Here is a 25,333-nt window from a genome sequence, read left to right on the forward strand (position 1 = left end):
ACATGATCAACAATCTACGACATCAGTATCTAAATTTACTATCACCGATCCGTGCTCTGCTGCGCATGATATGAGTCCGGATAATACTTTAAAGAAGAGTTAGGGTAAGCTAATGTCGAATGCACAAATGATATTTTTTGGTCTTTTTTTTATTGTTGCAAGCTCTGTTGTCCGCTACTTTTACAAGAATAAAATTGCCTCCGCTAAAGAATCGATGCATGCCAATAAAATCCCTCCACATGCCTCTTTATCGATCGAAATAAAAACCATCGATGAACAATTAAAACACGTGAATATTCAACCGAAAACCGCATCGACTCAAAATAACGCAAAGTATTCAGTGAAAGACCTAATTGATGTTGAATTATTGCAGCAAGTTCAAGATGCCTTTTCCAATGCCTTTGGTGTCGCCAGTATCACCGTTGATGATCAAGGTGCTCCAATCACAAAGCCAAGTAACTTTATGTCATTTTGCATGGAATTAAACCGCGGTAATCCTGAAGGTTTAAAATTATGTTGCCAGTGTGATGCGGGGGGTGGAACCTTAGCGGCAAACCTGTCGAAACCTGCGATATACCGTTGCCATAGTGGGCTGGTCGATTTTGCGGTGCCAATTATCATTGAAGATAAACAAGTGGGCAGTATCGTCGGAGGGCAAGTTCTCACCGAAGCCCCCGATCTCGATAAATTTCGAGCGCATGCTAGAAAACTGAATATTGACGAAGATAAATATCTTGAAGCCTTAAGTAAAGTGTCTATTATTTCACCCGATAAACTGATCTCTGCAGCCCAGCTACTTGAACTCATTGCCAAGGCTTTTTCTCAAACGGGATTAAAAACAAGAAAATTGCTCGATGCCTCCTTATCAGGCCTAAGTGAAATGACCAGCAGCATTACGCTGGTATCTAATTCTTCAAACCAAATAAAGGGAAGTTTGCAACAAGTCGCCACAAAATCCTCTGCGATGTCGAACACCGTAAAAGAAATTTCCGACAATGCCAGTAAAAGCCGAACCATTGTTTTGCAAGCAGTGGAAAAGGTGAAACACTCGACCAAACAAATGGATAATCTAGAATCCGCGGCACAAGAAATCGGCATGGTATTAGAGACAATTAGTAAGATCTCCAGCCAGGTCGATCTCCTCTCTTTAAATGCCGCGATTGAAGCCGCTCGGGCTGGAGACGCTGGCCGAGGATTTGCGGTCGTAGCCAATGAAGTGAAGCACCTCGCAGGCCAAACTCAGGATGCTTCTATTGATATTGGTACTAAAATACACGACATTCAACAAGCATCAAGCGATGCTCAAGCCAATATTTCACTGATTAATCAAGTCATCAAACAAGTTGATGATACGGTACTCGCCATTGAAAGTGCAGTTAAAACCCAAGCCAATATGGCAGAAGAAATGTCAGAGAATATTTTGCAGACCTCCACCGAAATGGAAACCGTAGATAACGACATGCAACATGCAGCCAGCGTGGCACAGAAGTTAACCACGAGTCTGGAACAGAGCTTATGATGACAGTGGCATGGCTATAAGCAAATATAAACACCGCCTGATGCCACCAGTCAGAAAACAGAGGCCCGCGCTAAGCAAGCCTTTGCCTAAGCTTTTCTTTTAAAAAATCGAGAAAAACGGTCACTTTTTTAGCTCGATGATCGCTATCGGCGGAAAGCAGGGCAACAATATCCGCCGCAGCTAAGCTGTAATCGGGCAATAGCGGCAACAGTTGCCCTTGGGCCAACTCTTTATTCACATCCCAGCCAGAGCGCAACATCAGCCCTCGTCCAGCAAGACACCAGTCTTTCGTCACTTGACCCACATTACTCGCCAGATGAGGTTCAACTCTGACCGAATGGGGCGTCCTGGTGGCGGTTTCAGTAAAACGCCACATGCTGGCATCCTCATCGTTTTCTCTGAGCACAATACAGCGATGCTGGGCTAAATCGGCTGGCTTGACGAGGGCCGGAGCCGTGGCGAGGTAGCTTGGAGATGCCAGCAATAATCTTTGATTTTGCGCCAAGACCACACGCTTTAATGATGAATCCTGCAGCGCGCCAATATACAACAGCAAGTCAGGACTCTGATGCACCGACCATTTTGGGGCATCAGACAGAATTAATTCAATCTCGGTTAAGGGATAAAGTTGTTGAAATTCGCCAATAATTGGCCCGATATGCTTTGTCCCTAGTCCCAGTGGTGCCACCAGCCGAAGATGGCCGGAAACGGTCAGTTTGTTGGTTGAAATATCCTCACTAATCGCTGCCAGATGAGTTAACAGCAAACGGCCTCTTTCCGCCAACAGCTGCCCTTCACTGGTCAGCGATATCGCTCGGGCGGTTCGCTCCACCAAGCTAACCCCTAGCTTTTGTTCAATCGTTTTGAGGCGTTGCGACACACTCGGCGGAGTCACATTCATTGTTCGCGCCGCCGCAGCCAAAGACCGACTGGCCGCAATAACGACAAAAAATTGCAGATCCTGAGAATTAAGCATTAAGCTTCACCTTAATGATGGAATAAAGATCTGTTAATTTAACTACATGCTTAGCCATGTTACAACTATTGCCAGTTATTCAATTATCATGGAAAAATCGATGCAAACCAGTCTACTTGCCGAGCTGAACAGCAATATTTATCTGATCTTGTTTGTGGTCGCGATTGTCGCGGGCGTGGTGGATGCAATTGCTGGCGGAGGCGGACTGATTGCCGTGCCAGGCTTGATGCTCGCCGGACTTCCTGCGATGACAGTACTAGGAACCAACCGCTTTCAGGCGGTGATCGGAGAGCTCACCACCGCCCTCAGTTTTTTATTGCACAAGCAATTGAACCTGAAGGGGCTGGGTCTGGGGATCGCCACTACTGCCGCGGGAGCCTTAGCGGGATCCTACTGCGTCAGTCTGTTTAATAAAGAGCTATTGGAAGTGCTGTTACCTGTTTTAATGTTGGCGATCACCGTTTATTCGATCCTGTCCAAACAATTAAAAACCAGTGCGGCCTCACCAGCCAAGCTCTCCATCACCCAATTTATGCTGATATGCGGGCCGATCATTGGCTTCTACAATGGATTCTTTGGACCCGGAACTGGCTCAATCTGGATGATAGCCTTTGTCATGTTATTAGGTCATACCCTCAAACAAGCCACCATGATGACCAAGCCCCTCAATTTAATGGGGAATATCATCTCGCTAGTGTTTTTCATTCATCTGGGAAGTATTGATTATGCTATCGGACTCACCATGGGGGTAGGACAAGTCTTAGGCTCACTACTGGGCAGTCGACTGGTGATGTCGCAAGGAAATCGACTGATAAGACCGGTATTTATCTCGGTTACGCTACTGATGAGCGCCAAGCTACTGTACGAGCAACTACCGCTCAATCTACTCGCCTAAGCGCAGTAAACCGCTTGTGCTTGGCAATACCAGCGCTGCGCTTGTTCACAGCGGCTACAATTGGTAATTGCTGCGCTTGCCAATATCAAAGTGCAGCGGCTGCTTGAGTTTCTGATAGGCAATAATCACGCAGCCAATGCTGATGAAACATAGCAAAGGCAGCCGCAATTGACTCCAGGGACTTAAATAAATTAACCAATCCGCCAGTAATACCGTGGGCAACCAACGCAGTAGACCTAAATCGAAGCAAAAGCTCTCTTTATAGACCAAGGCCGATACCACCACATAAAAAGCCCCCATCGCGAGGCTTGCCAGTAGCGGCCAATGCCATAGATAGAAAAGTAAACTTAACCAAAGTGCCGCCCATCCACAGGCTTGCACTAAGTAACGAATCGATTTGCTGTAAATATGTAAATTGTGTGCCAACAAACTACAAGCCGCGGCTAATAGCCATAAGGGCTGCCTAATGGCATGCTGATAAATACCGCTGTAAGCGGCCCAGGCAAAGGCAAAAGCCAGCACTAGCCAGCCTAAGCGATAAGACAAGACACTCAATTTATCGATACTATCTAAGTTTTCCTGATGTTCGGTGTTGGCCACAATACTGCCCTTATTTGCTTATCAATGACGACTTAAGTCGCGTGCTAAAATCAGCGCCAAGCCAATAATTTGTAGAAATAATGCTAAATTTCTCAAAGCTGAAATGGTCGCCATTTGCTCAGTATAACGACTGCTTAAATCGATATTCTGCAAATACCAATGATCAATGCGCTGGCGCAAACTATTTTGAATTTTATCAATAAAAAAGTCCAGACTCGCCAGATTATCCAAACTTATGGCCGAAATTTCCCCTTGCTCCAACCAATACTGCAAATCTTTAGCGACCAGCTGCTGTACATGAACGGGGATCGAGCGCTGAGTCTGAGCTTCACTCGCCAGCAGGCTATAGATCAGTTCTCGTTTGCGCTCTAATCCGTCAACTTGTTGCCAGGTTTGTCCGATTAATTTGTCATGCTGCTGCTGGCGTTGCACCATTCCATGGGCATCTTGACTGACCCGGTCAATATAAAAATTGGTCATTAAGGCGGCCACAATATTAAACAGCAAACCGATTAATACCACCCATTGGGTTCGCGTCAAAGCCCAGGCCATCTTCACTATCCTTAATCATTGAACGATGCTTAAGTTTAGCGACAGATTAACTAAAAGATCGGTCTTGCAGATAAATTGCTCACAAGCACGGTCGCGATCAAAATCACCACAGAGCCCAATAAACCCCGACCCAAGCTTTCATCCAGAAACATCTAATGACCGCCCAGCGGGATCATTTCATTGATAGAGACTGCATTGATAAACTGATCACGCACCCCGTCCTGTTGGCTATCGTTCCAAATTAAACCGACATCCCAAACAGCATCAGGACCATGAATCGGGATTAAACGGATATTATCTTGGCAGATGGTACTGGTACTTTGAGGAACAATGGTATAGCCGAGATCCGCAGAAACTAAAGTCAGCAAGGTCAGGATATCATTCGCCTCTTGCGTCGCTCTTACGCTAAGTTGGTTTGCACTAAAATAGCGCTCAATTTGAGTCGCTAAACCCTGTCCACGAGAAGGGCGCAGTTGTAGATAATTTAGCTTAGCCAATGACGCCAAAATATTAGATTCGTCGACCCTTTGACTGCTGTTCACCGCAATAGCCAAACCATCGGAAAACAGCTGCATGCCTTTTAAAGGCGGCTTAATATCCGGCAAACGGTTAAAGCTCAAGTGCAAGTCACCATCGAGCAAAGCCTCCACTTGGTCCGATGAAGGGAGGTCATTTAGCGTGATATGAACATGGGGAAATTGCTGCTTAAATTTAGCGATCAGTAAAGGAGCCTGAAGATAAGTTGAAATACCAAAACCAACCTTTAAATGGCCATACTCACCTGCAGCAACACAACTGGCCAAACGCTCGAAACTTACAAATCGAGCGGTGAGGCTTACAGCTTCCGGCAAAAGGCTTGCGCCCGCTTGAGTCAACTCGGCACCATTCCTTCCGCGAGTAAACAATGCCACCCCAATGCTCTCTTCTAAGCGTTTAATTTTTTTAGTCAATGCTGATTGACTGATAAAAAGGCGAGCCGCAGCGAGCGTGTAATTTCTATCTTTTGCAAGCTGACAGAAAGCCTGAATAAGATCGATATCCATTCCATTTACTCATCAATAGTTGAGAATTATTCATTATACGGAATGAAATGAAATTTCTACACTTACTCATCCCGTTTGTTTTAGAAAGAGGTCAACATGAAAGATCTACGCGTCGCTTCCGTCCAGTTTAATCATAAAGCCGATGATAAATCCTTCAATCTATCGGTGATACAAAACTATGTCATCTCGGCAGCAGCACAAGCTGTAAAAATCATCGTCTTTCCAGAAATGTGCATTACTGGCTACTGGCATGTTTCTCAGTTGAGTGAAGACGCGATCAGAGGGCTAGCAGAACCCGTTCCGCAAGGACCAAGCTGCCAACATTTATTAGATTTAGCCAAGCGATATCAGATGACTATTGGCGCAGGCTTAATTGAGTTAGCCGACAATAACCAACTATTTAATACCTATGTGATGGCAATGCCCGATGGTCGCCTAGAGAAACATCGAAAACTACATACCTTTATTAGCCAATACATGTCGAGTGGCGATCGTTATACTGTTTTCGACACTCCGCACGGTTGCCGTGTCGGTATCTTGATCTGCTGGGACAATAACTTGGTTGAGAATGCTCGAATCACGGCCCTGATGGGCGCTGACATTCTCATTGCGCCCCACCAAACTGGCGGCTGTAACTCGCGCAGCCCTCAAGCCATGGGGCTCATCGACCCACAACTTTGGCATCAACGTAAACAAAATCCACATGCGCTACGGGCTGAAATGCAAGGCAAAAAAGGACGTCAATGGCTGATGCGTTGGTTACCTGCTCGGGCGCACGACAATGGAATGTTCCTGATATTTAGTAATGGCGTTGGTTTAGATTTAGATGAAGTACGGACCGGCAATGCCATGGTACTGAACCCATATGGAGAAGTGATTGTTGAATCTGACAAGATCGACAATGACATGGTTGTAGCCGATCTAAAAGGCGATGAATTGGAAATGTGCACCGGTCGACGATGGATCCGCGGACGTCGCCCAAGCTTATATCATCCCATCTGCGAAACCACTGATGACCAACTAAATCCATATGCAGCGAGGTTTCAGGAAAACTAACGAAACAGAACCGTGGATCGGCGCTTGCGTCAGCCGCTCCACTGGTATTCAGTGCCCATAGAAAACCACTCGCGCAACCCCATATGGCTGGTTTCCACCAGATATGTCAAGTTGACAAACATCGTCCATTTAGGAAACATGTGCAACTTAAAACATGACGCGCAAGATCAGTATTTTTCTACTTTTAACCTCTGTTTGAATCAGCGATTCATCTCAAATAATTCGCCTTTACAGAAAGCCATAACAATTAAAACGGGACACACAAAAACAGGTCATCGTTTGGTGCAAAGTCAAACGGCATCGATGAAATTTTTGAAGCTTAACTGCAATTTGTAGAGCCGACTGATTCGCCCAACCAGTCCATCTTCAGCAGTTAAATAACCTTGCTACTATCGTCGTGCCCCACGACCAACCCAGCGCTCTTTTGCGAGCCTTAAAAATTAGGAGTTAGACGGTGTTATTTTTAAGAAAACCAAAGCCAGAGGATGCTGAATCGATCAAAGCGCTCTATCAAGCAAGCACTTCGCTTCATCAGCCATGGAGCTATCCACCAAGCAACTATGCAGGTTATCTGGCAGATGAATATCGCTATTTTCTCTGTCTCACAGAGAGCGGTGATATTGTAGGAACCTTCAATATTTCTGGCGTGGTAAGAGGCTATTTTCAATCTGCATATTTAGGCTACGAAGTATTCATGCCCTATCAAGGAAAAGGGTATATGACGATTGGTATAAGACTATTACTAGAAGAAGCTTTTTTCCAACTGAAGCTACATCGCTTGGAAGCCAATATTCAGCCCGAAAATACAAGCTCAATTAAACTGGTATCAAAAGCGGGATTTGAGAACGAAGGGTATTCGAAGCATTATTTAAACATTGGCGGATTCGGCTGGAAAGATCACCAGCGCTGGGCCATCGTTAATCATCAATGGTCAAGCGGCGAATCTAAAAGCAATAGAGCAATCAATCACCATCGAGGCTAAAACGGCGCATCTAAAATCATTCAAAGCAGACAAAAAAGCCACCCATAGGTGGCTTAGTCTAGCATCGCTGGTTTAGCGAGCCGCTTTAATATGATCCGCAATTAAAAACGCCAGCTCCAAAGCCTGATCGGCATTTAAGCGGGGATCACAATAAGTATGGTAGCGCTGCGCCAAGTCGTGTTCGGTGATTTGGAAAGCACCACCAACACATTCGGTGACATTACGACCAGTCATTTCAAAATGCACGCCGCCCGCGTAAGACCCTTCGGATTTGTGGATCTGGAAGAACTGTTGCACTTCGCGTAATACATCATCGACTCGACGCGTTTTGTAACCATTCGGAGCTTTAATGGTATTGCCATGCATTGGGTCACAGCTCCAGACCACATTTTTACCTTCGCGTTCTACCGCTTGAATTAGTCCTGGAAGATGATCCGCTACCTTGTCGGCCCCCATCCGAACAATCAGGTTTAAACGGCCTGCTTCGTTCTCTGGGTTAATAATGTCGATAATTCGTAATAACTCTTCAGGATCGGTGGTTGGCCCTGCTTTTAAGCCAATTGCATTTTCCACACCGCGCAAGAATTCGATATGAGCATGATCGATTTGACGAGTACGGTCGCCGATCCACAACATATGCGCCGAACAATCGTACCACTTACCAGTTAAGCTATCACAACGGGTTAAAGCTTGCTCATAGGGCAGAAGTAAAGCTTCGTGCGAAGTATACAAAGTAGTTTCACGCAGCTGCGGAGCGGTCGCCGGATTAATACCACAGGCATTCATAAAGGCTAAAGACTCTTCGATGCTACTCGCAATACTTTCGTAACGCTCTCCTAAGGGACTTTTTTTGATGAAATCCAAGTTCCACTTGTGAACTTTATTCAAGTCAGCCAAACCGCCTTGAGCGAAGGCTCGTAGCAAGTTGAGCGTTGACGTTGATTGATTGTAGGCGCGTAACATCCGCTCTGGATCCGGCACCCGGCTCTGTTCACTAAAACCGATTTCATTAATGATATCGCCTCGGTAAGAAGGCCAGCTCACCCCATCTATGGTTTCCATATCGTCACTACGCGGCTTGGCAAATTGCCCGGCAATACGACCAATTTTCACCACCGGTTTTTGACCACCAAAGGTCAAAACTACTGCCATTTGCATTAAGGCTTTAAAAGTATCGCGAATATGACTGGTTCTAAATTCGTCAAAACTTTCGGCGCAATCGCCCCCTTGCAACAAAAACGCTTCACCCTGAGCTACTTTTGCTAAATCTTTACGTAGCGCTCGCGCTTCACCTGCAAATACCAACGGTGGCTGGTCGGCCAAATATTGCTCGGTCTGTTGTAGCTTTTGTTGATCAGGGTAGGTGGGTAATTGTTTTACTGGTTTATCTCTCCAGCTTGAGGGTGTCCATTGCGTCATTACTGTTCCCGAGGATGTACTAAAAATACCCATAATAGGCATTATCCCGCACATGAAAAGCGCTAATTTCATTTTTTTTAATCATAGAAGTGAGTATCTATGCCGATGATTGAATAAAAAACCTCACAACACAGCAGTTATCAACAAAAACTGAATGATTGTTAGTTTAATTCTCTAATCTTTTTAGATAATGCCACAGCTAGCGCTGATTAGCCGCGCATATCAAGCCGTTTCACTGTGGCTATAGAAAAACCGTCGCCTCACCCAATACGGCCACTACCCCTGATAAACACCCAGTTTATACTGCAAAGATTGCTTTACCGTTGGCCATTCTTGTTGAGTAATCGAAAATACCACGGTATCGCGATAACGACCTTGGGCATCGATACTATGCTGTCGCAACACGCCATCTTGTTTTGCTCCAAGCCGAGCAATCGCATTACGTGAAGCATGATTATGCCAGTGAGTTCGAAACTCGACCGCAATCGAGTCTAAGAGCTCAAAAGCATAAGTTAGCAATAACAACTTACATTGGGTATTGACTGCCGAACGTTGATAGCTTTTGGCATACCAGGTGTAACCAATTTCTAAGCGGCGGTTGCTGGCATCCGCATTACAAAATCGAGTCGTCCCAATCACCTGCTTGCGGTGTTTATCAATCACCACAAAAGGCAAGGCTCGCCCTGCCTGTTGTTCGCCAAAGGCAGTTTCAAGATAATCATCGATCGATTCAGCGTTGGGTACCGAGGTATACCATAATTGGCTCAACTGGCCATCCGCTTCAGCGGCCAATAAGCCTGCTTTATGTTCAGCCTGCAACGGTAACAATAAGACATCTTCGGCGGTTAATTCCGTTTCAGTCAAATACTCGGTATTGCTCATGATTGGGTCCCTTCATCATGTTATCCACAAGACAAGCATATTAAAGTAAATAGCCGATGATACAACCCACCAAGGTAGGGCAAAGTAGATACATCAAGGGAAGCACGAATGCTTCCCTTGGTAAATTCATTACTCCTCACGGCCTGCTAAACTCAACTCAGCAGACAGGTACAACATTAACCAACTGAAGCAAGGCCCGCTCCGGCAGTGTTTGGAAATACAGCCAAGCTGTGTCCCTGTTTTAAATCAAACAGGTGTAGCGAGGTCATATCCACCACAAGATCCAGTTTATCGCCCTCGAGAACAAAGCTTTCGCTGGCAATTTCCGCCTGCATTGGACAGCCCGCAAACTCGCAGTTGAGTAGCATACTGGCACCTAATAGCTCTTTGTCTAGCAGCGTCACTGGCAACTTACTGATGTCAGTATGCCCGACTCGCTCAGCCCGAACATGCAAATCGGTTGGTCGTAAGCCCAGCTCCACCGCCTGACCAACGCTTGCTTTCTCTTTGAAACGTTCCGGTAACGGTAGGTAGTGACCACTGCATTGGATCTGCAGCTGCCCTTCATGCTGCTCTATGGTCGCCGCAAAAAAGTTCATCGTCGGATTACCAATAAAACCGGCTACAAATCGGTTATTCGGTTTACAGAATACCTCTTCTGGGCTACCAATTTGCGAGATCACCCCCTTATCCATAATCACGATACGATCGGCCAGGGTCATTGCCTCAATTTGATCGTGTGTGACATATAAGGTGGTAACACCTAACTCGCGGTGCAAAGCTTTAATTTCGGAGCGCATTTTGCCGCGTAACTTAGCGTCGAGGTTCGACAAGGGTTCATCAAACAAGAATAGCTTGGGAGTCCTCACCATGGCACGTCCCATTGCGACCCTTTGTCGCTGCCCACCCGAGAGCGCCTTAGGTTTGCGCTGGAGTAAGGTTTCAAGATTGAGCATCTTCGACGCCCATTGCACCCGTTCGTCAATGTCTTGCTGACTCATGCCTGATAATTTCAAGGCAAAAGCAATATTTTGATAGACCGTCATATGTGGATATAAGGCATAACTTTGAAAAACCATGGCAAGGTCACGGTCTTTAGGATTCACCTTATTAATCACTCGCCCACCCAAGACCACCTCACCGGAGCTAATATCTTCTAAACCTGCAACCATGCGTAAGGTTGTCGACTTACCACAACCCGAAGCACCGAGCAAAACCACAAACTCGCCATCGGCAATATGCAGGTCAAAGCCTTTTACCACCTCAACGTCACCATAATTCTTTTTCACATTCTTAAAATTTAAAGTACTCATCTCATAATCCTTTACGCTGCGCGAGGAATTGCGCAAATTGCAATCCACTCTGCTTAATCGTGCGTTGCTGAGTCTGATAGTCGACATGGATCAATCCAAAACGTTTGTCGTAACCAAAAGACCACTCAAAGTTATCCATCAGACTCCAGGCATAATAGGCACATACTGGAACGCCTTGTCGAACCGCATGATCAACCGCTTGTAGATGACTTTGGAAATAGTCGCAACGCTGCTGATCGTTGACCTTGCCATCAATCACCTGGTCGTCAGATGCCATGCCGTTCTCGGTAATGATCACTGGTGGCAGCGAATAGCGTTGATGCAATGCAAGCAATAGATCGCTTAAACCTTCGGGGTAAACTTCCCAACCCATAGCGGTGCGTTCCACATCATCTAATTTGACCCAGCGATAAAGCGTTTCAGGGTCGCTCGTAACAACTCTGCGGGTATAGTAATTAATGCCAATGAAATCCAAGGGTTGATGGATCAGCGCCAAATCGCCAGGCAGAATTAACGGCCACCACTGTGGCCGTAGCTGACGCATTAATTCTGGGTAAGTCCCTTCCAGAAGCGGTTGAATAAACCAATGGGTATCCTCTGCATCAGCGATGACCACCGCCGCTTCATCACTCGGCTTAAGTGGGTAAGCCGGTGAAAAATTAAGCACAATGCCATGTTTGGCGTGAGGCGCATTAGCGCGCATTTTGGGCAAAGCTAAGCCATGAGCTAACAGCAGATGATGCACCGCCTGAAAACCACAACGATCATCTTTTACACCCGGCGCATGGATACCAATGCGATAGCCTAAAAATGCACTACATAGAGGTTCGTTAAAGGTGGTAAAACTGTCAACCAGCTCCCCCAGCTCTTGGGTTACCACTGCCGCATATTCGGCAAATTTGTAAGCGGTTTCCCGATTTAACCAACCACCTCTGTCTTCTAAATACTGCGGAAGATCCCAGTGATAAAGGGTAACGTTGGCTTTAATCCCAAGTCGTTTCAGCGCCTCTAATTGCTCTCGATAGAAAGCTAAGCCAGCGGGATTCACCTTGCCATCGGGCTGGGGGATAATCCGCGGCCAAGAAATCGACAAACGGTAACAATCTAAATTGAGTTGCGAAATTAACTCGAAATCTTCAGGCCAACGCTCATAGTGTTGGCAAGCGATATCGCCTGTATCACCATTAGCGACCTTACCGGGGGTTGCGCAAAAGGTATCCCATATCGAGTCACTCTTACCATCACGATGTCTCGCCCCTTCAATTTGAAAGGCAGCAGTCGCGGCACCAAATTCAAATTCAGGGCGATACAGCACACTGTCTGGAGCAAACTTAAAACTCATCTAATTATCCTTTTACTGCGCCACTTGTCATACCACTAATCATCTGCTTAGACGCAAATAGATAGACCAATACAATCGGTAATATCGACAAGGTGGTCCCTAACATCACCGCGCCCCAAGGGGTATTCGGCAGGCCCTGTACACTGCGCAAGGCGGTGGTCAACACGAAATTTTCACTGCTGTTGAGCGCAATCAACGGCTGCAAGAACATATTCCAGAACATCACAAATTGAACAATACCCACCGTTGCCAATGCCGGACGCATCAGCGGTAACACCACCGACCAATAGGTCCGAAATTCACCAGCACCATCTAACTTCGCCGCTTCCAATAGCTCTTTGGGGATCGAGGCCACCACATATTGGCGGACCATGAAAATACAAAAAGGTGTCGCTGTGAAGGGCAGCCAAATTGCCACGTGGGTGTCCAGCAGTCCAAGGAACTTGATGGTCAGGAAGTAAGGAATAATCCCCACCACTGGTGGCACCATCATTGAGCCTATCAGCATTGCAAACAGAACATTTTTACCCTTGAAGCGATATACCCCAAAGGCGTAACCGCCCATGCTACAAAATAGTAAAGAGATCGTCGTTCCCAGTACCGAAACATAGATGCTGTTAAACATCGCCGACCAGAAAGGCATCACCTCTATCATTCGCTGGTAGTTGTAACCGAGACTATCGCCGATGCTCATGATCAGCTCGGTGCTAAAAATAGTGCTGCGATCATGGGTTGATAATAGTGCCGACCAAATGAACGGAAACACCGTAAAAAAGGCTGAAATACTCAGCACGGTGACGAGTAAATACAGACTAAATTTCTTCAACCAATAGAAAAAAATATCACGCTTATCCATGTTAGTTGTCTCCCATACCCTGTTTACCAAAGAAGAAAAAGTGGACTAGGGTAAAACCACCAATTAGCAGGAACAATAACCATGAAATCGCCGATGCAGTGCCCATTTCCAGCCATTCCCAACCGACTCGATACAGATACATAGCAATCGTTTGACCCGATTGCCCCACGCCGCCGGTACCACGGGTAAGGATGAAGGGTTCTTCAAACAACTGCAGATTCCCGATGATAGTCAGGGTAGTGGCAAAGAAGATGAAAGGACGCAACATGGGCAAAGAGATATACCAAAATTGTTGGGTCGCATTCGCGCCATCGATCCGAGCTGCCTCATACAGGTCTTTGGGAATGGTCATCAAACCCGTGGTGTAGAGCACAATATTGAAGCCGGTGTACTTCCAAAACACCACAAAAGCAATTGCCGGTTTCAAGGTGGCTTTTTCTTCCAACCAACGGATCGGCATGTACTGCTCTATCCAGCCAAAGGCCCAAGAAAACATATCTGACTGAGCTAAGGCTAATAAGACCTTGTTGATGATCCCCGAGTTAGGCGAATACATGTTGAAAAAGATCAACGAGACCGCCACCGTGGAGGTGATAAAAGGTAAAAAGAACGCCGATGTGAGCAAATGACGCGCCCGACTGCCCAAAGAGACCAAAATACAAGCCACCGGGATCGCCACCAAATGCTGAGCAAAACCGGAGGTTAATGCCAACCAAAAGGTGTTCTTTAAGGAACGCCATAACCATGGGTCGTCCAAGGCTAAAACGTAGTTCTCTAAGCCATTAAATTTCATGGAATCCAAGCCTGCCACCGGATTCCATTGGTGAAAGGAGAGAAACATAGAGAACAGTAAAGGGAATAAGCCAAATACCAAAAATAAAACCAGATAAGGGGCTAAAAATAGATAGGGAGCCAGCCGCTCTCGGCCCCCCTGTTCAAACCAATGTCGCAAAGTGCCAGTCCTAGGCTCAAAGCGAGTTGCATCTTTCGTTGTTGACGACATAACAATATCCCTAACAGCTTGGCCTGGAGTAGCTCCAGGCCAGATAGACTTACATTGCTTTTAAGCGACGTTGCAGAATACGATCAGCTTCGGCAAGTGCCGTCTTCACGTCTTTACCTTCATCCAAAACTTCGCCTAGAGCGGCATCTAAGATGATTGAGCGAGCCACTTGATCGCCCTTCGCTGGCTTAACGGGTTTCACGTTTTTAGCCACTTCAGCGAACAACAAACGAGCTTTTTGTCCATTGAGGAAGTCGATTTTTTCGTCAAACATGGGGTCGTCGTAAGTCGCAACTAATGAAGGGAAGGCAGCAATCGTTTTAAAGGCCTCTAGCTCCACATCAGGACGAGTCGCCATATACTTAATCAATGTCCAAGCTTGATCCTGCTTGTTACTTTGTTTGGGGATCACTAAGAATGAACCACCCCAGCTACCGTAGATGCCATCAGGCAGATTCGACACGCCCCATTTACCAGCGGTATCTGGTGCCATCCAGTTTTTTAAGTGGCCAAGCAACCAAGCCCCAGAAAGTTGGGTCGCCAAGGTGCCTTGTTTAAAGCCTTCATACCACTCGTTACTCCAAGCAGTAATTTTGGCATCCAGACCTAGATCACGAATTTTTTTCGCAGTTTCAAAGGCTTTTACAAAGCGAGGTGATTGCAGTAAGGATTTACCCTGGGCATCAAAGTAAAGCCCATTACCATCTTCAACCGTGGTGTAAATAATCGCTTCAGCAACATCGGCAGCCGACGCAATCAAGTAAACACCTTTCGGTTTTAACTTCTTACCGTATTCAATGTAACTATCCCAATCGTGGATCACCTTATTGATATCGGCACCCACAGAATCAGCTACATCACGACGGTAATACAATACCCCTGGGCCCAAATCCACCGGTATACCATATTGTGCTCCGTCCACGCCCTGACCCTGAGTCCACGCATAAGGTGCGTATTGGTCAGCTAAACTGTCGACATCATATTTTTCAGAGAGGTTTACAAACCCGCCCTTGTTTACGAAGGCGCCAATCCGACCCACATCGACCACCACCACATCACCAGCACCCGAGCCAGTTGCGAGATTGGTGGTTAACTTATTGTGATGGTCTCCCCAGTTGTTCATCACATAATCAACTTTCAGATCCGGATTTTCTTGATAGAACTTTGGCAATATTTGTTTTAAGCTACTATCGAAATCTGGAAAACCGTCGAAGCGGATTTCAGTTTGAGCCGCATTAGCCGTGCATGCCAAACCGAGTCCAAACAAAGCAGAGACTAGCAGTTTTTTCTTTGTCATCTTTCAATTTCCTTTTGTGATTTATCACTCCGTTGAAAGAGGCTGGGCGGTCGATTCTCGAACCACTAATTCGGGAGTCAACTCAATTGCTTCCATGTCGCCTTTTCCGGAGATCTTTTTCAAAACTAAACGTGCTGCCGCTTTCCCCATTTCCACTACGGGAAAGTGGACAGTCGTTAGTTTTGGCCTTAAATAACGAGATAACAGAACATCATCGTAGCCGACCACCGAGACATCTTTGCCTACCTGCTTACGCTGTTCTGCTAATACGTCATAAACGCCCAAGGCAATGTTGTCATTTCCACAAAAAACCGCGGTAAAATTCACATCACGTTGGATTAATTTTCTAGCGGGAGCAAGGCCCCCGTCTTCGTCATAACTGCCCTCAGCCACCAGATTGGGATCAAAAGCCACCTTCTGCTCTGCCAGCGCAATCCGATAGCCTTGCACCCGATCACGACTATCTTGCTTATTCATTGGTCCGCAAATACAAGCGACAGAGCGGTGTCCAAGGTCTAATAAATGTTTGGTGGCTAAGTAACCACCCAATTCGTTATCGAGAAAAATGCAGCTGTTCGCCAACTCAGGCACAAACCGGTTGATCAATACCAGCGGCCGACCCTGTTTGGAAATTTCGATCAATTCATCGTCGCCGATCATCGTCACATGCAGAATGAGGGCATCAACCTGTCGCGATAGCAAAAAACCAATCGCCTCGCGCTCGCGCTCCTCAATATCATCACCGCTGGTCGCCACTAAATGGTGGCCGTTGGCACGCAGTTCTTGTTCGACTTCATGCATGATTGGCCCAAAGAATGGGCCTGATAAACTACTTACAACCATACCAATGCTGGTTGAACGACTTGAGGCAAGGGCTTGGGCAAAACTATTGGGACGATAGCCCAAATCACGCATCGCAGCTTCCACCCGAACACGAGTCGTTTCTGACACTTTCTTATTGCCATTAATGACTCGCGACACGGTGGCTTGAGATACATTTGCCAATTCTGATACTTCTCTGATGGTGGCCATCAATCACTCCCTATGTAAGCGCTTACATTCAATTTGATTAAAAAACCCTATTCAGGGTTAATGTAAGCGCTTTCCTAAATAGTGCTTCGCCAGCCAACAATTGTCAATTCTTTGCAAAATATGACTGGTAGAACTGTGAACAGACGCATAACTTACACTCAATGAAACAACAATGAAATTATGAAACAAAAAAACTAGTTTATATTCAATAAATTAAAAAACATAATGTCAAATCACATATTTAACATTAATATCCTAAGTGTGCGCGACTTCAATCGCTCGCAAGCCCAGTATTCCTCGCCTTAAATCCGTGGCGGTGCAGCAATACGCGGGTTAAGCGCATTACTGTTTACCACGCGTATTACCGCTGATTTATCGAGCAAGTTCCAAGCGAACTTGATAAACCCCTGGTGCCTGCTCTGGGATCAAATCTCCAACAATCGCTTCCCCTTCCAAATAGAGTTGACTCGTGGTCAAAGCGGAGCGAAGCACTTCGATGTGATAACTCGCACCGCGATACTTACGCACCACTTTAAAGCCCGGCCACGCGTCCGGAATACAAGGCTGGATCCGCAAACCAGTCATTTCCGGACGGATCCCTAAAATATACTGGGTTGCAGCAACATACATCCAGCTAGCGGTGCCCGATAACCAAGCATTACGCGCCAGACCAAACTGTGGATGTTCATCACCTAACACATTTTGTGGATAGCAATAGGGCTCCGATTGAAAACAATCCAAATCATCATTTCGTGAAGCCGGATTAATCTGACGATAATACTGGTAAGCCTGATCGGCGCGGCCAAGCTTGGTTTCAGCAATCACCACCCAAGGGTTAGAGTGCAAGAAAATACCACCATTTTCTTTCGCGCCAGGGGGATAAGTAGAGACCCCTCCCAGCTTTTCGTCGTAGCCAGTATAACCCGGCCAAGATAATTTAATGCCGCGTTCGGTATTCAGTAAACGCTTAACAGCATCAAGCCCCATGGTTGCTCGCGACACATCGGCAAACTCAGAGATCACCGGCCAGGATTGAGCATTGGCATAAATCTTCCCCTGCTGGTTTTGGGTCGATCCTAAGGCTTGAGTCTGCTCATCAAAATAGCGCAACCACCACTCACCGTCCCAAGCATGTTGATTCACCTGAGACTGCATCTGTTGATAATAATTATCTAAACGAGTCACTAAGTCTTGCTCACCACAGAAGCTAAGCACTTCTTTTAGTTCAATAATCGCTTTGCCATAAAGGTTTGCCACAAACAAGGACTCAGCGCCTAGCGGTAGATTCACCGTATCATTCCAGTCCGCAAAACCCAGCAAAGGCAAACCATGGGCACCGATGTTACTGCGAGTAAACTCAATCCCTCTCAGTAAGTGCTCTAATACCGTCGCCTGCTCTCGCTCTGCTTCCGCAATCCCCGTTTGATAGAAGCTCACCGGCTGCTGCAAAAACTCCAAATTACCGGTTTCTTTCAGGTATTGCGCCACCGTTAAGATGATCCATAGATGATCATCACCATAATAGCTGGCGCGATCCAACTCTTCTCGAGAATCGCCTTCGGTGGCTTCCATGGTCATCGGAAAATATTGATGCATCGCCGAGCCATCAGGCTTTTGCACCGATAACAAACGCTCCATAAATGGTTTCGCTTGCTCCGGCATATGGCTCATCACCCCCAGTAGATCCTGTGAAGAGTCTCGAAAACCAATGCCTCGAGCACCGTACCCTAATTGATATAGCGACAGATAACGCGACCAGTTCTTGGTGGTATGGCATTGCCGAGGGTTATGAATATTAAGCATGCTGTTGAGTGAAGTATCGGGTGTATCTACCTGCATCACTGACAAATAGTCTTGCCAAAATTCAGCTAAGCCAGAAAAAGCCTCAGCCACGCTTTCGGTATCTCGATAACGTTCGATGCTCGTACACGCGTCCTCTAGCGAAGCCGCTTGACCAATTTGAACAATGCTTTGCTCACTCTGCCCCGACGCCAAACTGCCTAATTTGATCATCAAGGCAGCCATGGTATCGCCACGCACACATTCTGAGTTGCTCAATTGCGGTGCAAGTAGAGCTCTGGGATTGGCCCAACTGCCGTATTCATTGTCGCCAAGAAAGGCCCGCCGATCGCCTTCCCAAGAATCCACCGGGCGGTTCGCCGTTACATAATTCACACAACTATCACGTTTCATGTAAGCATACTGCTCCAATACCACCTGTCCGCCCGCCTGTTGATGGGCTTTTAGCTGCATGGTTTGCGGTACCCAATCTGCATTGGTGAGCTGTTTTAAGGCATCGAAATGACTAAATTCGAAGGCGGGGATCAAATCAATTTCCAGCGCTTCACCACCAATGTTAGTCAGCCGAATATCCTGCAGCATCACCTTACTGCCGGGTGGCACAAAATAGCACACTTCCACTCTCACACCGTGTGCTTCTGCTAGCCAACGGGTGTAAGACAAACCCACTCGGCATTCGTAACGATCTAACTCGTTCAGGGTTGGTGTATAGAAAGGTGAAAACAGCAAGTATTCGCCATCTTTACGGATCCGAACATACAGCGTACTACCTTTAAATTCAGAAGCTGGCTGCTGAGCGATATACTTGGTGATCCGATTTAAGGCCGGATCTTCACTACATAACAAGGCGCCGCCCGAACAATCGACGATGCCACCAAAATCAAGTGTCCCCACATAGTTAATCCACTTGATCGGCGTTTTTGGCGTGGTGACCACATATTCCTTATGCTGGTCATCAAAATATCCATACTTCATAATCACTAACCTTTAATTCAAAAAAAATTCGATAAATACTGCATCGCTCAGCCTTGGTGCTGGTCGGCAAGGGCAAAAATCATCCCCGGTCGCAGGTAACGACCGGCGGTATATTTCAAGGCGGTCGCATGCAATAGGCGAAAAATTTCGCCGCAATCTAACAACCACTCCGCGAATAAACTGGCGTAATCTTGGCTAAATTGGCCAAAGTCTTCGCTTAAGTCTCCGGCAACTCGACCATCGGCTTGCAGTAAACCATGCTGCTTTAAGGCTGCGAGTAAGTCATCTCGCTCAGATGCACTCAACCATGTGGGCAAGTCTTGGGCTTGCAAACGCACCGTGGCGTTAAAGCCCTCTGGTGCCGCGAAGGGGATCTGTGCGCTTTGATATAGCAGCCGATATACCGACGCAAGCAGTTCTTCGGATTGCGGCTGGTGATGCTGCTGCATCGCCAAAGCAAGCGAATACTGCACGCCAATCCACACATCGTGAGCTTGAAAATTATCCCAGGCCTTTGGCGCACCATTATGCTTGACCAAATTTGCCGCTCCCACTCGCGGGCTGTTGAGCCGATAGTTGTATTGATAAACGTGCTGCAATACCCGCTGGCAACGCGCCTGCTCAAATAAAGCCTCTTGTCCCAACCAACGCAGGTAGCTATCGGCTAAAAGTTGATCGGCAAAAATATCATCGCTATCCAACACCAGCCATTGCTCGCCCTGCAGGCACCAATCACCACCGCCATTTAACAGCAATAGTTTTTTCAGCCGCCGTTGCGCCAATTTTCCTGCCTGCTCTGGCCATGGACAATTCCAGTGCTGCCACCACAAGGCTTGCTGGTCCTCGGTCAATGATGGGAACAATAACGGTTGGTTCAACCAGTGATTAATCGCGACGACTAATTCACTCAAGCTAGTCTGTTGATAAGCTTGCTGGCTGAGTAAGGAAAAATGCTCAGCCAATTGTGGTAGTTGTTGTCGATCCACCTGACTAGCACGCAAAGGAGTCACATAGAACAGGTAATAACCCTGTTGTTCGTCCCATAGACTATCGTCAAACTGCTGCTTAGCCACCGCTAAACGCTGCCGATACTGTTCGGCCAACAGTTCCGCACCGCGCAACTTCGCTAAGCTGGCACAAGCCTGTAAAGCGGCCAGCCACAACGAACCGCTATAACAAGAAATGCCATGTGAGCGCAAATTATCGAAGGTATCATCGGTCCCATTGGTCAACGGAAATTGCTGACCCGGTTCGATCATTTTCTCTAGATAATTCATCGCCTGCTGCACCGCTGGCCAACAATCTTCAAGCAATGTTGGATCGTCAAATAAGCTCACATGACGCAATACCATCAACACAAATTTTGGAGCCAGATCCTTCCATTCCTTCACGTTATGCCAATCATAGGCATCGGGACGACAATCGAAGGGACTCCCTAAATCGTGACAAACCGCCCCTCTAATCGCGCGTTCTGCCTGATATTTCGGATGACTGAGTTCGGCATAGGGTTCTTCGGTATAGATATGATGGCGTCGTTGCCGAAAATCGTCAGCCAATACTGCGTCGGCAAAACGCCGCATCACCTCACCATCGAGCCGAGGTAACAAGCTCAATAGACTAAACGAACCGTAAAAGTACACATCTAAGGAATTGAAGAACGGGTAATCAACACATTCACGGATCAAAAAGCGGTCCTGCTTATCCCAAACCGTCGCCTCGGCTAGAAAAGATAAGCTATTCAAAGCCATTGTTGTCAACTGTTGGCGTAATTGAGGATCTTCCTGCTGACTAAACTGGGCGCGTTTCCAAAGCCCTGCAAAGGCCTGTTGCAAATAGTCTTGCTGCTTCGACCAGGCAAAGCGCGCAATCGCCAGAGCACGCTGTTTCGCTTGGGGAAACTGACGCACATAAGCCTTCTCACTACTTAAGCCATTCATTTCAACTTGCGGTAAATCTAATACGGTCATAAAACAGAATTGCAGCGTTTCGCCGGGGGCGAGCGTAGCCGTCAACTGCAAGGCCGAAGAGCAGAGTTCACGACCGCTATAGATCCCGCGTTTGCTTTGACCACTCAAGCCGCCGCCAGCTAAAGCCTGAGCCACCACTTTATCGGCATGGGCGGTGTAAAAACAATGATTGGCACTCAACTGACACTGCGCTGGCGCTTGTAGCGAGAGCGCCATCTCGCCCAAACAATCTTGGTAAGACTCTCCACTCATTAATAGCGATATTCGCTGCCCTTGCTCACAACGCTCACTAAAGAGTTCTCCCTGCTGCTGCCTGGCTTGACGAACCAACATAAACGACGCGTCCTGACTCCCAACTCGCTCCTTAGTGACCTGAAAACCAATTAGATTTTCCTGAACCTGAACCAGATTAAAGCGCTGAGTTCGCTGGCTCGGATTATGAACGCAAAATTGAGTAAGCGAGACCGGCAGACGGCACAAAGCTTCATTATCTGCTTCAATAAAGCTGTAATGGGTCTTGCTCAGCTGTAACACCGCCCCCGAATAATCGCTCTGCGCCACCGGGTATAAACCTTGATATTGAATCTGCTCTGCAGGCCAAGCCGGTTGCTTAAGGTAACTATCGGCCTCACAATCGGCGATCAGCGAGCGCTGAAAACACTGTTCTTGAACACAGCCACCAAAATACTTAAGGAGTAACTGGCAATTGGCACGACGATCCACTTGCCCAGTACTCAGCGCCAGCTTTAAGTTTCGATCTAAATGAATTTTCCAATCCGCCAATCGTTGCTTATTCCAAGCATATAGTTGAGGTTCATCGAGCAAACGCTGTAAACCAGCTAACCATTGCGCTTGACTTTGATCGGGACTAAATAACTCTTGCCCTTGATCATCGAGCAAGGGATACAAAGAAATTTGTTGAATAAAGTCGGCAGGCTCAATAATACGAAGCTCGCCAACCCGTAACTCATCCTGCTCACTAAAATAAAAATCTGCCATCCGCAAACTGTCGTTACGTTCAGCGCGCACTTGAATCCCTGGCAAAAAATTGAACACAGGACTACAACCACTGATCGACAAACTATAAGTATTGCCAATTCCGCCCATCGCCATCCCTGTCGTTAAGGGGGTAGTTGGCAAGGGTTGATACCAAGGCTGAACAAACTCCGAAGCCAAACCCGGGGCCATCAGCTCGGCAACACTGCCACGGAGCGAAGAAGCCGCTAAATACTGTTCAATCTTCATAAGCAGCCCTCATTTTAATCACATCAACAACTGTTGGGCACATTAGTAACTCCTTGTACAAGAAATAAAATCTATTCACTGACCATTAAATTTAACAACCTTCAAAAACCTTAATTCCCCCACTCTCGGTGCTTCCATGACCGAGCTACGCACACATTTTGGTGGCAAAAAAAAACGGCTCCTTAGGAGCCGTATGCCAATACGACAAGGAATAAAGAATTTAAGGATTACACGATGAACTAGGGTATTTTCTCCTTGATTGCTTCGGTGAAGGTATGTTGGGCAGTATTTGAACCTGCAGCTTCTGCCTCTTTAAGAAACAGTAACGCTTGCTCAATATTACCCTCGGCTATCGCTAGCCGAATTTGTTGCTGGTAAAACTGCTCCGTGGCCGGTTGTAAAACCGTAACGGCTTGAACCTTGCTTGGTTCGACCAACGATGTAGCGGCTGCAGTTGCAAGTACCGTAGCACCCGCACTATTCGAAGTCGTCGCCTTAAATTGTGACCCAAATTGCACTTTATTCAGCCGTATATTGATCTGACCAATTGGTGAGTGTTTCGCATACACCTTACGCGCAGCGGGGCGATCGATGCCCATTTTTAGTTCATAGGCCACTTTGGGATCAATGAGTTCGGTCTTACCAAATAACTGCTCGTGGGCGGTATAAACCAATATATAGCGGGCCTTTCTCGCTAAAGTAGGACTAAATTGTTGTTTAATGGTTAAGAAACCCTCGGCGCTGAGTGTCGTTTGATTAAACTTAGCTAAGGGTTGTAGCTGTTTGTCATATACTGCAATCGTTGGGACAAACACCATGTTGGTAATCAGACTATCAACTTCAACTTCAACTTGCTCAAGATGCTCAGGGAGTGCTAATGCCGCCACATAGGAGCGTCCTTCGGCAAACTCAACGACCGATGAGTTTAGTCCAATATCCACACGGTTGGTGCGATCGGCCGATAGTAAACGATAAGATAATTGTTCAATTTGCACACTCGGTTGCTGCGCATCTAAACGATTACGCAACTCGGTTTGGTCACTAAATTGTGAGCCCCAGCCACGAAAAGGGTCTTCGACATCCACCGCCTGAGTGCTCGAACAAGCAACCAGACATGCACTTATCAGTAACAAACTATAGTGTTTATTCACTTTATTTCTCCCTGTATTGGGTGCTAGCAAACTAGCACCCAAAACACTGCCCTCTGGGTTTACCACCAAGCCTCAACCATGGCTCCCACCTTGGTTAAATCGGTGGTACCCGCATTTTTACCCGTATTTTTCTTCTCACCGGTAACGACATAAAAACGTACGACTGGACGAGACCACATAAAGTGACCAATCTGGAAGTTTTGTGACAAGGTTAACTTCCAAGCATCCGATTGATTCGAATCTTCCTTGGTATTATGAAAACCAGCTTCTACAGCAGTCGCCATATAATCGTTCCAATGGTGTTGCGGACGAACCGCCACCCCGTACTCTTCTTTCTCATCGAAAGAACAACCGGTTTCAGTACAATCGACCTTCAAATAGTTGGCGTTGTATTCCATGGCTGTCATTTCACCAAGCGTAATCGCACCATCAACAAAGGCGCCGTAACTACGTGCGGTTTTATCCTCATAACCCGCCCAGCTAGTCCCCGAAGAGTTAGCGGTGGTAAATGCTGCACCATCGGTTTCATAACGACCCGCCAACTGTACCCAGTTGTCACCAAAAGTGTGTCGATAGGCCGCAAACAACTGCATTGCCGTATCATTTTCTAAGTTGTCTTTAATATCGGCTAAGGCAAATGCATAGTTGGCTCTAAATTTTAAAGTACCTTGCTTGCCAATTTTCATGTCATGCAAGTGCAACATCAGCATGTTGACCGTGCCTTGGGTGGTATTTGCAGCCCCTGCACCGTCTCCAGCCTGAGTCCAACCTAAGTCGAGCTTACCAAACCCTACATCCAAGTTATCCACACCTGCGCCACTGCCATCGGCACTCAGCATGTAGTAATCACTCAAACCACCTTGCTCACGCCCATAAAATCGCTTACCCGCCCATACATAGGCATCGGGTTGCGAAGGAAAAATGCCTGAACCGCCACCATAGAATTGTTGTAAGTAAAACAACTTACCCCAATCATCATGGCCCGGAGTACCGATCATCACATTCAAGTTAAATTTGGATTGATCCATTTCGAAGTCTTGGGTCAACATCCACTCCATCCAGTTACCTTCGTTACCTAAACGGCCAGCGGCATTAATTTCGCCGTAATCCCCTTTTAGATAAATCATTTCGTCACCCGATGCTTCTTGCGCATAACGGCCATAGCCAGAAAAATTAGGTGTTCCAGCAACTGAACCGAGTGAAACTAACATCAAAGATAATGTAAGCGCTTTCATTTTCATGGTAAAAAAATCCTTTTCTGTTTTAGGTATTATGGGTGAATTCGCTACTACTCCAAACAACGTAAACACCACCTATTTCGAATATACACAGATAAAAACGCTATTTTTGTGATCAAAAGCGCAAATGCAAGCGCTTACATAACCAAAAATAGCAAATGTGATCCCTGTTCAATATTTAGCCTAGACG

General features: G+C 46.7%; 20 protein-coding genes. 4 read left to right on the forward strand and 16 right to left on the reverse strand.

Going from position 1 to position 25,333, the window contains the following annotated elements; translation table 11 throughout:
* Window positions 1-112: 112 nt before the first annotated feature.
* Window positions 113-1,519 carry a PocR ligand-binding domain-containing protein gene (locus ACRRS0_RS21065; RefSeq protein WP_432455643.1) on the forward strand — a complete coding sequence of 469 codons (1,407 nt, stop codon included), beginning with the start codon at window positions 113-115 and terminating at the stop codon, window positions 1,517-1,519.
* Between the two features lie 70 nt (window positions 1,520-1,589).
* On the opposite strand, the gene ACRRS0_RS21070 is transcribed toward ACRRS0_RS21065, so the two are convergent.
* Entirely contained in the window at window positions 1,590-2,495 is a 906-nt protein-coding gene (locus ACRRS0_RS21070; protein ID WP_432455642.1) for a LysR family transcriptional regulator, read from the reverse strand.
* Window positions 2,496-2,595: 100 nt separating this feature from the next.
* On the opposite strand from ACRRS0_RS21070, the gene ACRRS0_RS21075 reads away from it, so the two are divergent.
* Window positions 2,596-3,390, forward strand: a complete 795-nt coding sequence (locus ACRRS0_RS21075; protein ID WP_432455641.1) for a TSUP family transporter — start codon at window positions 2,596-2,598, stop codon at window positions 3,388-3,390.
* 54 nt (window positions 3,391-3,444) lie between these two features.
* On the opposite strand, the gene ACRRS0_RS21080 is transcribed toward ACRRS0_RS21075, so the two are convergent.
* The 3 genes from ACRRS0_RS21080 to ACRRS0_RS21090 all read right to left on the reverse strand — a co-directional run bounded on the left by ACRRS0_RS21080 (window position 3,445) and on the right by ACRRS0_RS21090 (window position 5,585).
* On the reverse strand, window positions 3,445-3,990 hold the full coding sequence (locus tag ACRRS0_RS21080; RefSeq protein WP_432455640.1) for a DUF2301 domain-containing membrane protein: 546 nt from the start codon (window positions 3,988-3,990) through the stop codon (window positions 3,445-3,447).
* A 21-nt stretch (window positions 3,991-4,011) separates the two neighbouring features.
* The gene (locus ACRRS0_RS21085) at window positions 4,012-4,542 is read right to left on the reverse strand and encodes a hypothetical protein (protein WP_432455639.1); all 531 of its coding nucleotides are present in this window, start codon (window positions 4,540-4,542) and stop codon (window positions 4,012-4,014) included.
* Window positions 4,543-4,694: 152 nt separating this feature from the next.
* Window positions 4,695-5,585, reverse strand: a complete 891-nt coding sequence (locus ACRRS0_RS21090; RefSeq protein ID WP_432455638.1) for a LysR family transcriptional regulator — start codon at window positions 5,583-5,585, stop codon at window positions 4,695-4,697.
* Between the two features lie 96 nt (window positions 5,586-5,681).
* Here ACRRS0_RS21090 and ACRRS0_RS21095 point away from each other — a divergent pair, with 96 nt between their 5' ends.
* Both ACRRS0_RS21095 and ACRRS0_RS21100 read left to right on the forward strand, forming a co-directional pair.
* Window positions 5,682-6,641: a nitrilase family protein gene (locus ACRRS0_RS21095; RefSeq protein WP_432455637.1), complete on the forward strand. Its 960-nt coding sequence runs from the start codon at window positions 5,682-5,684 to the stop codon at window positions 6,639-6,641.
* A gap of 454 nt (window positions 6,642-7,095) precedes the next feature.
* Window positions 7,096-7,623 (forward strand): GNAT family N-acetyltransferase, encoded by a 528-nt coding sequence (locus tag ACRRS0_RS21100; protein ID WP_432455636.1) that lies wholly within the window; start codon window positions 7,096-7,098, stop codon window positions 7,621-7,623.
* Window positions 7,624-7,695: 72 nt separating this feature from the next.
* On the opposite strand, the gene ACRRS0_RS21105 is transcribed toward ACRRS0_RS21100, so the two are convergent.
* The 12 genes from ACRRS0_RS21105 to ACRRS0_RS21160 form a co-directional block, all read right to left on the reverse strand.
* Window positions 7,696-9,042, reverse strand: coding sequence for a class II 3-deoxy-7-phosphoheptulonate synthase (locus tag ACRRS0_RS21105; RefSeq protein ID WP_432455635.1), 1,347 nt, complete (start codon window positions 9,040-9,042; stop codon window positions 7,696-7,698).
* A 276-nt stretch (window positions 9,043-9,318) separates the two neighbouring features.
* Window positions 9,319-9,924: a GNAT family N-acetyltransferase gene (locus ACRRS0_RS21110; RefSeq protein ID WP_432455634.1), complete on the reverse strand. Its 606-nt coding sequence runs from the start codon at window positions 9,922-9,924 to the stop codon at window positions 9,319-9,321.
* A gap of 176 nt (window positions 9,925-10,100) precedes the next feature.
* On the reverse strand, window positions 10,101-11,237 hold the full coding sequence (locus ACRRS0_RS21115) for an ABC transporter ATP-binding protein (protein WP_432455633.1): 1,137 nt from the start codon (window positions 11,235-11,237) through the stop codon (window positions 10,101-10,103).
* 1 nt (window position 11,238) lies between these two features.
* On the reverse strand, window positions 11,239-12,579 hold the full coding sequence (locus ACRRS0_RS21120) for a GH1 family beta-glucosidase (protein ID WP_432455632.1): 1,341 nt from the start codon (window positions 12,577-12,579) through the stop codon (window positions 11,239-11,241).
* 4 nt (window positions 12,580-12,583) lie between these two features.
* Window positions 12,584-13,435 carry a carbohydrate ABC transporter permease gene (locus ACRRS0_RS21125; protein ID WP_432455631.1) on the reverse strand — a complete coding sequence of 284 codons (852 nt, stop codon included), beginning with the start codon at window positions 13,433-13,435 and terminating at the stop codon, window positions 12,584-12,586.
* A gap of 1 nt (window position 13,436) precedes the next feature.
* On the reverse strand, window positions 13,437-14,438 hold the full coding sequence (locus tag ACRRS0_RS21130) for a carbohydrate ABC transporter permease (protein ID WP_432455630.1): 1,002 nt from the start codon (window positions 14,436-14,438) through the stop codon (window positions 13,437-13,439).
* A 49-nt stretch (window positions 14,439-14,487) separates the two neighbouring features.
* A complete protein-coding gene (locus ACRRS0_RS21135; RefSeq protein WP_432455629.1) occupies window positions 14,488-15,735 on the reverse strand; it encodes an extracellular solute-binding protein in 1,248 nt (415 codons plus the stop codon).
* A 24-nt stretch (window positions 15,736-15,759) separates the two neighbouring features.
* Window positions 15,760-16,767 (reverse strand): LacI family DNA-binding transcriptional regulator, encoded by a 1,008-nt coding sequence (locus ACRRS0_RS21140; RefSeq protein WP_432455628.1) that lies wholly within the window; start codon window positions 16,765-16,767, stop codon window positions 15,760-15,762.
* A gap of 372 nt (window positions 16,768-17,139) precedes the next feature.
* Entirely contained in the window at window positions 17,140-19,542 is a 2,403-nt protein-coding gene (locus ACRRS0_RS21145) for a GH36-type glycosyl hydrolase domain-containing protein (RefSeq protein WP_432455627.1), read from the reverse strand.
* 47 nt (window positions 19,543-19,589) lie between these two features.
* Window positions 19,590-22,754 (reverse strand): GH116 family glycosyl hydrolase, encoded by a 3,165-nt coding sequence (locus ACRRS0_RS21150; RefSeq protein WP_432455626.1) that lies wholly within the window; start codon window positions 22,752-22,754, stop codon window positions 19,590-19,592.
* Between the two features lie 239 nt (window positions 22,755-22,993).
* Window positions 22,994-23,905 carry a MalM family protein gene (locus ACRRS0_RS21155; RefSeq protein WP_432455625.1) on the reverse strand — a complete coding sequence of 304 codons (912 nt, stop codon included), beginning with the start codon at window positions 23,903-23,905 and terminating at the stop codon, window positions 22,994-22,996.
* 59 nt (window positions 23,906-23,964) lie between these two features.
* Window positions 23,965-25,146, reverse strand: coding sequence for a carbohydrate porin (locus ACRRS0_RS21160; protein ID WP_432455624.1), 1,182 nt, complete (start codon window positions 25,144-25,146; stop codon window positions 23,965-23,967).
* Window positions 25,147-25,333 lie beyond the last annotated feature (187 nt).

This window comes from Agarivorans sp. QJM3NY_29 (assembly GCF_050870835.2).
Classification (GTDB): Bacteria; Pseudomonadota; Gammaproteobacteria; order Enterobacterales; family Celerinatantimonadaceae; genus Agarivorans.

Coding starts and splice junctions, on each gene's coding strand:
- ACRRS0_RS21075 (WP_432455641.1), top strand. CDS start 2,596: ATGCAAACCAGTCTACTTGCCGAGCTGAACAGCAATATTTATCTGATC.
- ACRRS0_RS21125 (WP_432455631.1), bottom strand. CDS start 13,435: ATGGATAAGCGTGATATTTTTTTCTATTGGTTGAAGAAATTTAGTCTG.
- ACRRS0_RS21140 (WP_432455628.1), bottom strand. CDS start 16,767: ATGGCCACCATCAGAGAAGTATCAGAATTGGCAAATGTATCTCAAGCC.
- ACRRS0_RS21110 (WP_432455634.1), bottom strand. CDS start 9,924: ATGAGCAATACCGAGTATTTGACTGAAACGGAATTAACCGCCGAAGAT.
- ACRRS0_RS21090 (WP_432455638.1), bottom strand. CDS start 5,585: ATGGATATCGATCTTATTCAGGCTTTCTGTCAGCTTGCAAAAGATAGA.
- ACRRS0_RS21145 (WP_432455627.1), bottom strand. CDS start 19,542: ATGAAGTATGGATATTTTGATGACCAGCATAAGGAATATGTGGTCACC.
- ACRRS0_RS21115 (WP_432455633.1), bottom strand. CDS start 11,237: ATGAGTACTTTAAATTTTAAGAATGTGAAAAAGAATTATGGTGACGTT.
- ACRRS0_RS21135 (WP_432455629.1), bottom strand. CDS start 15,735: ATGACAAAGAAAAAACTGCTAGTCTCTGCTTTGTTTGGACTCGGTTTG.
- ACRRS0_RS21070 (WP_432455642.1), bottom strand. CDS start 2,495: ATGCTTAATTCTCAGGATCTGCAATTTTTTGTCGTTATTGCGGCCAGT.
- ACRRS0_RS21130 (WP_432455630.1), bottom strand. CDS start 14,438: ATGTCGTCAACAACGAAAGATGCAACTCGCTTTGAGCCTAGGACTGGC.
- ACRRS0_RS21065 (WP_432455643.1), top strand. CDS start 113: ATGTCGAATGCACAAATGATATTTTTTGGTCTTTTTTTTATTGTTGCA.
- ACRRS0_RS21120 (WP_432455632.1), bottom strand. CDS start 12,579: ATGAGTTTTAAGTTTGCTCCAGACAGTGTGCTGTATCGCCCTGAATTT.
- ACRRS0_RS21095 (WP_432455637.1), top strand. CDS start 5,682: ATGAAAGATCTACGCGTCGCTTCCGTCCAGTTTAATCATAAAGCCGAT.
- ACRRS0_RS21105 (WP_432455635.1), bottom strand. CDS start 9,042: ATGACGCAATGGACACCCTCAAGCTGGAGAGATAAACCAGTAAAACAA.
- ACRRS0_RS21160 (WP_432455624.1), bottom strand. CDS start 25,146: ATGAAAATGAAAGCGCTTACATTATCTTTGATGTTAGTTTCACTCGGT.
- ACRRS0_RS21085 (WP_432455639.1), bottom strand. CDS start 4,542: ATGGCCTGGGCTTTGACGCGAACCCAATGGGTGGTATTAATCGGTTTG.
- ACRRS0_RS21150 (WP_432455626.1), bottom strand. CDS start 22,754: ATGAAGATTGAACAGTATTTAGCGGCTTCTTCGCTCCGTGGCAGTGTT.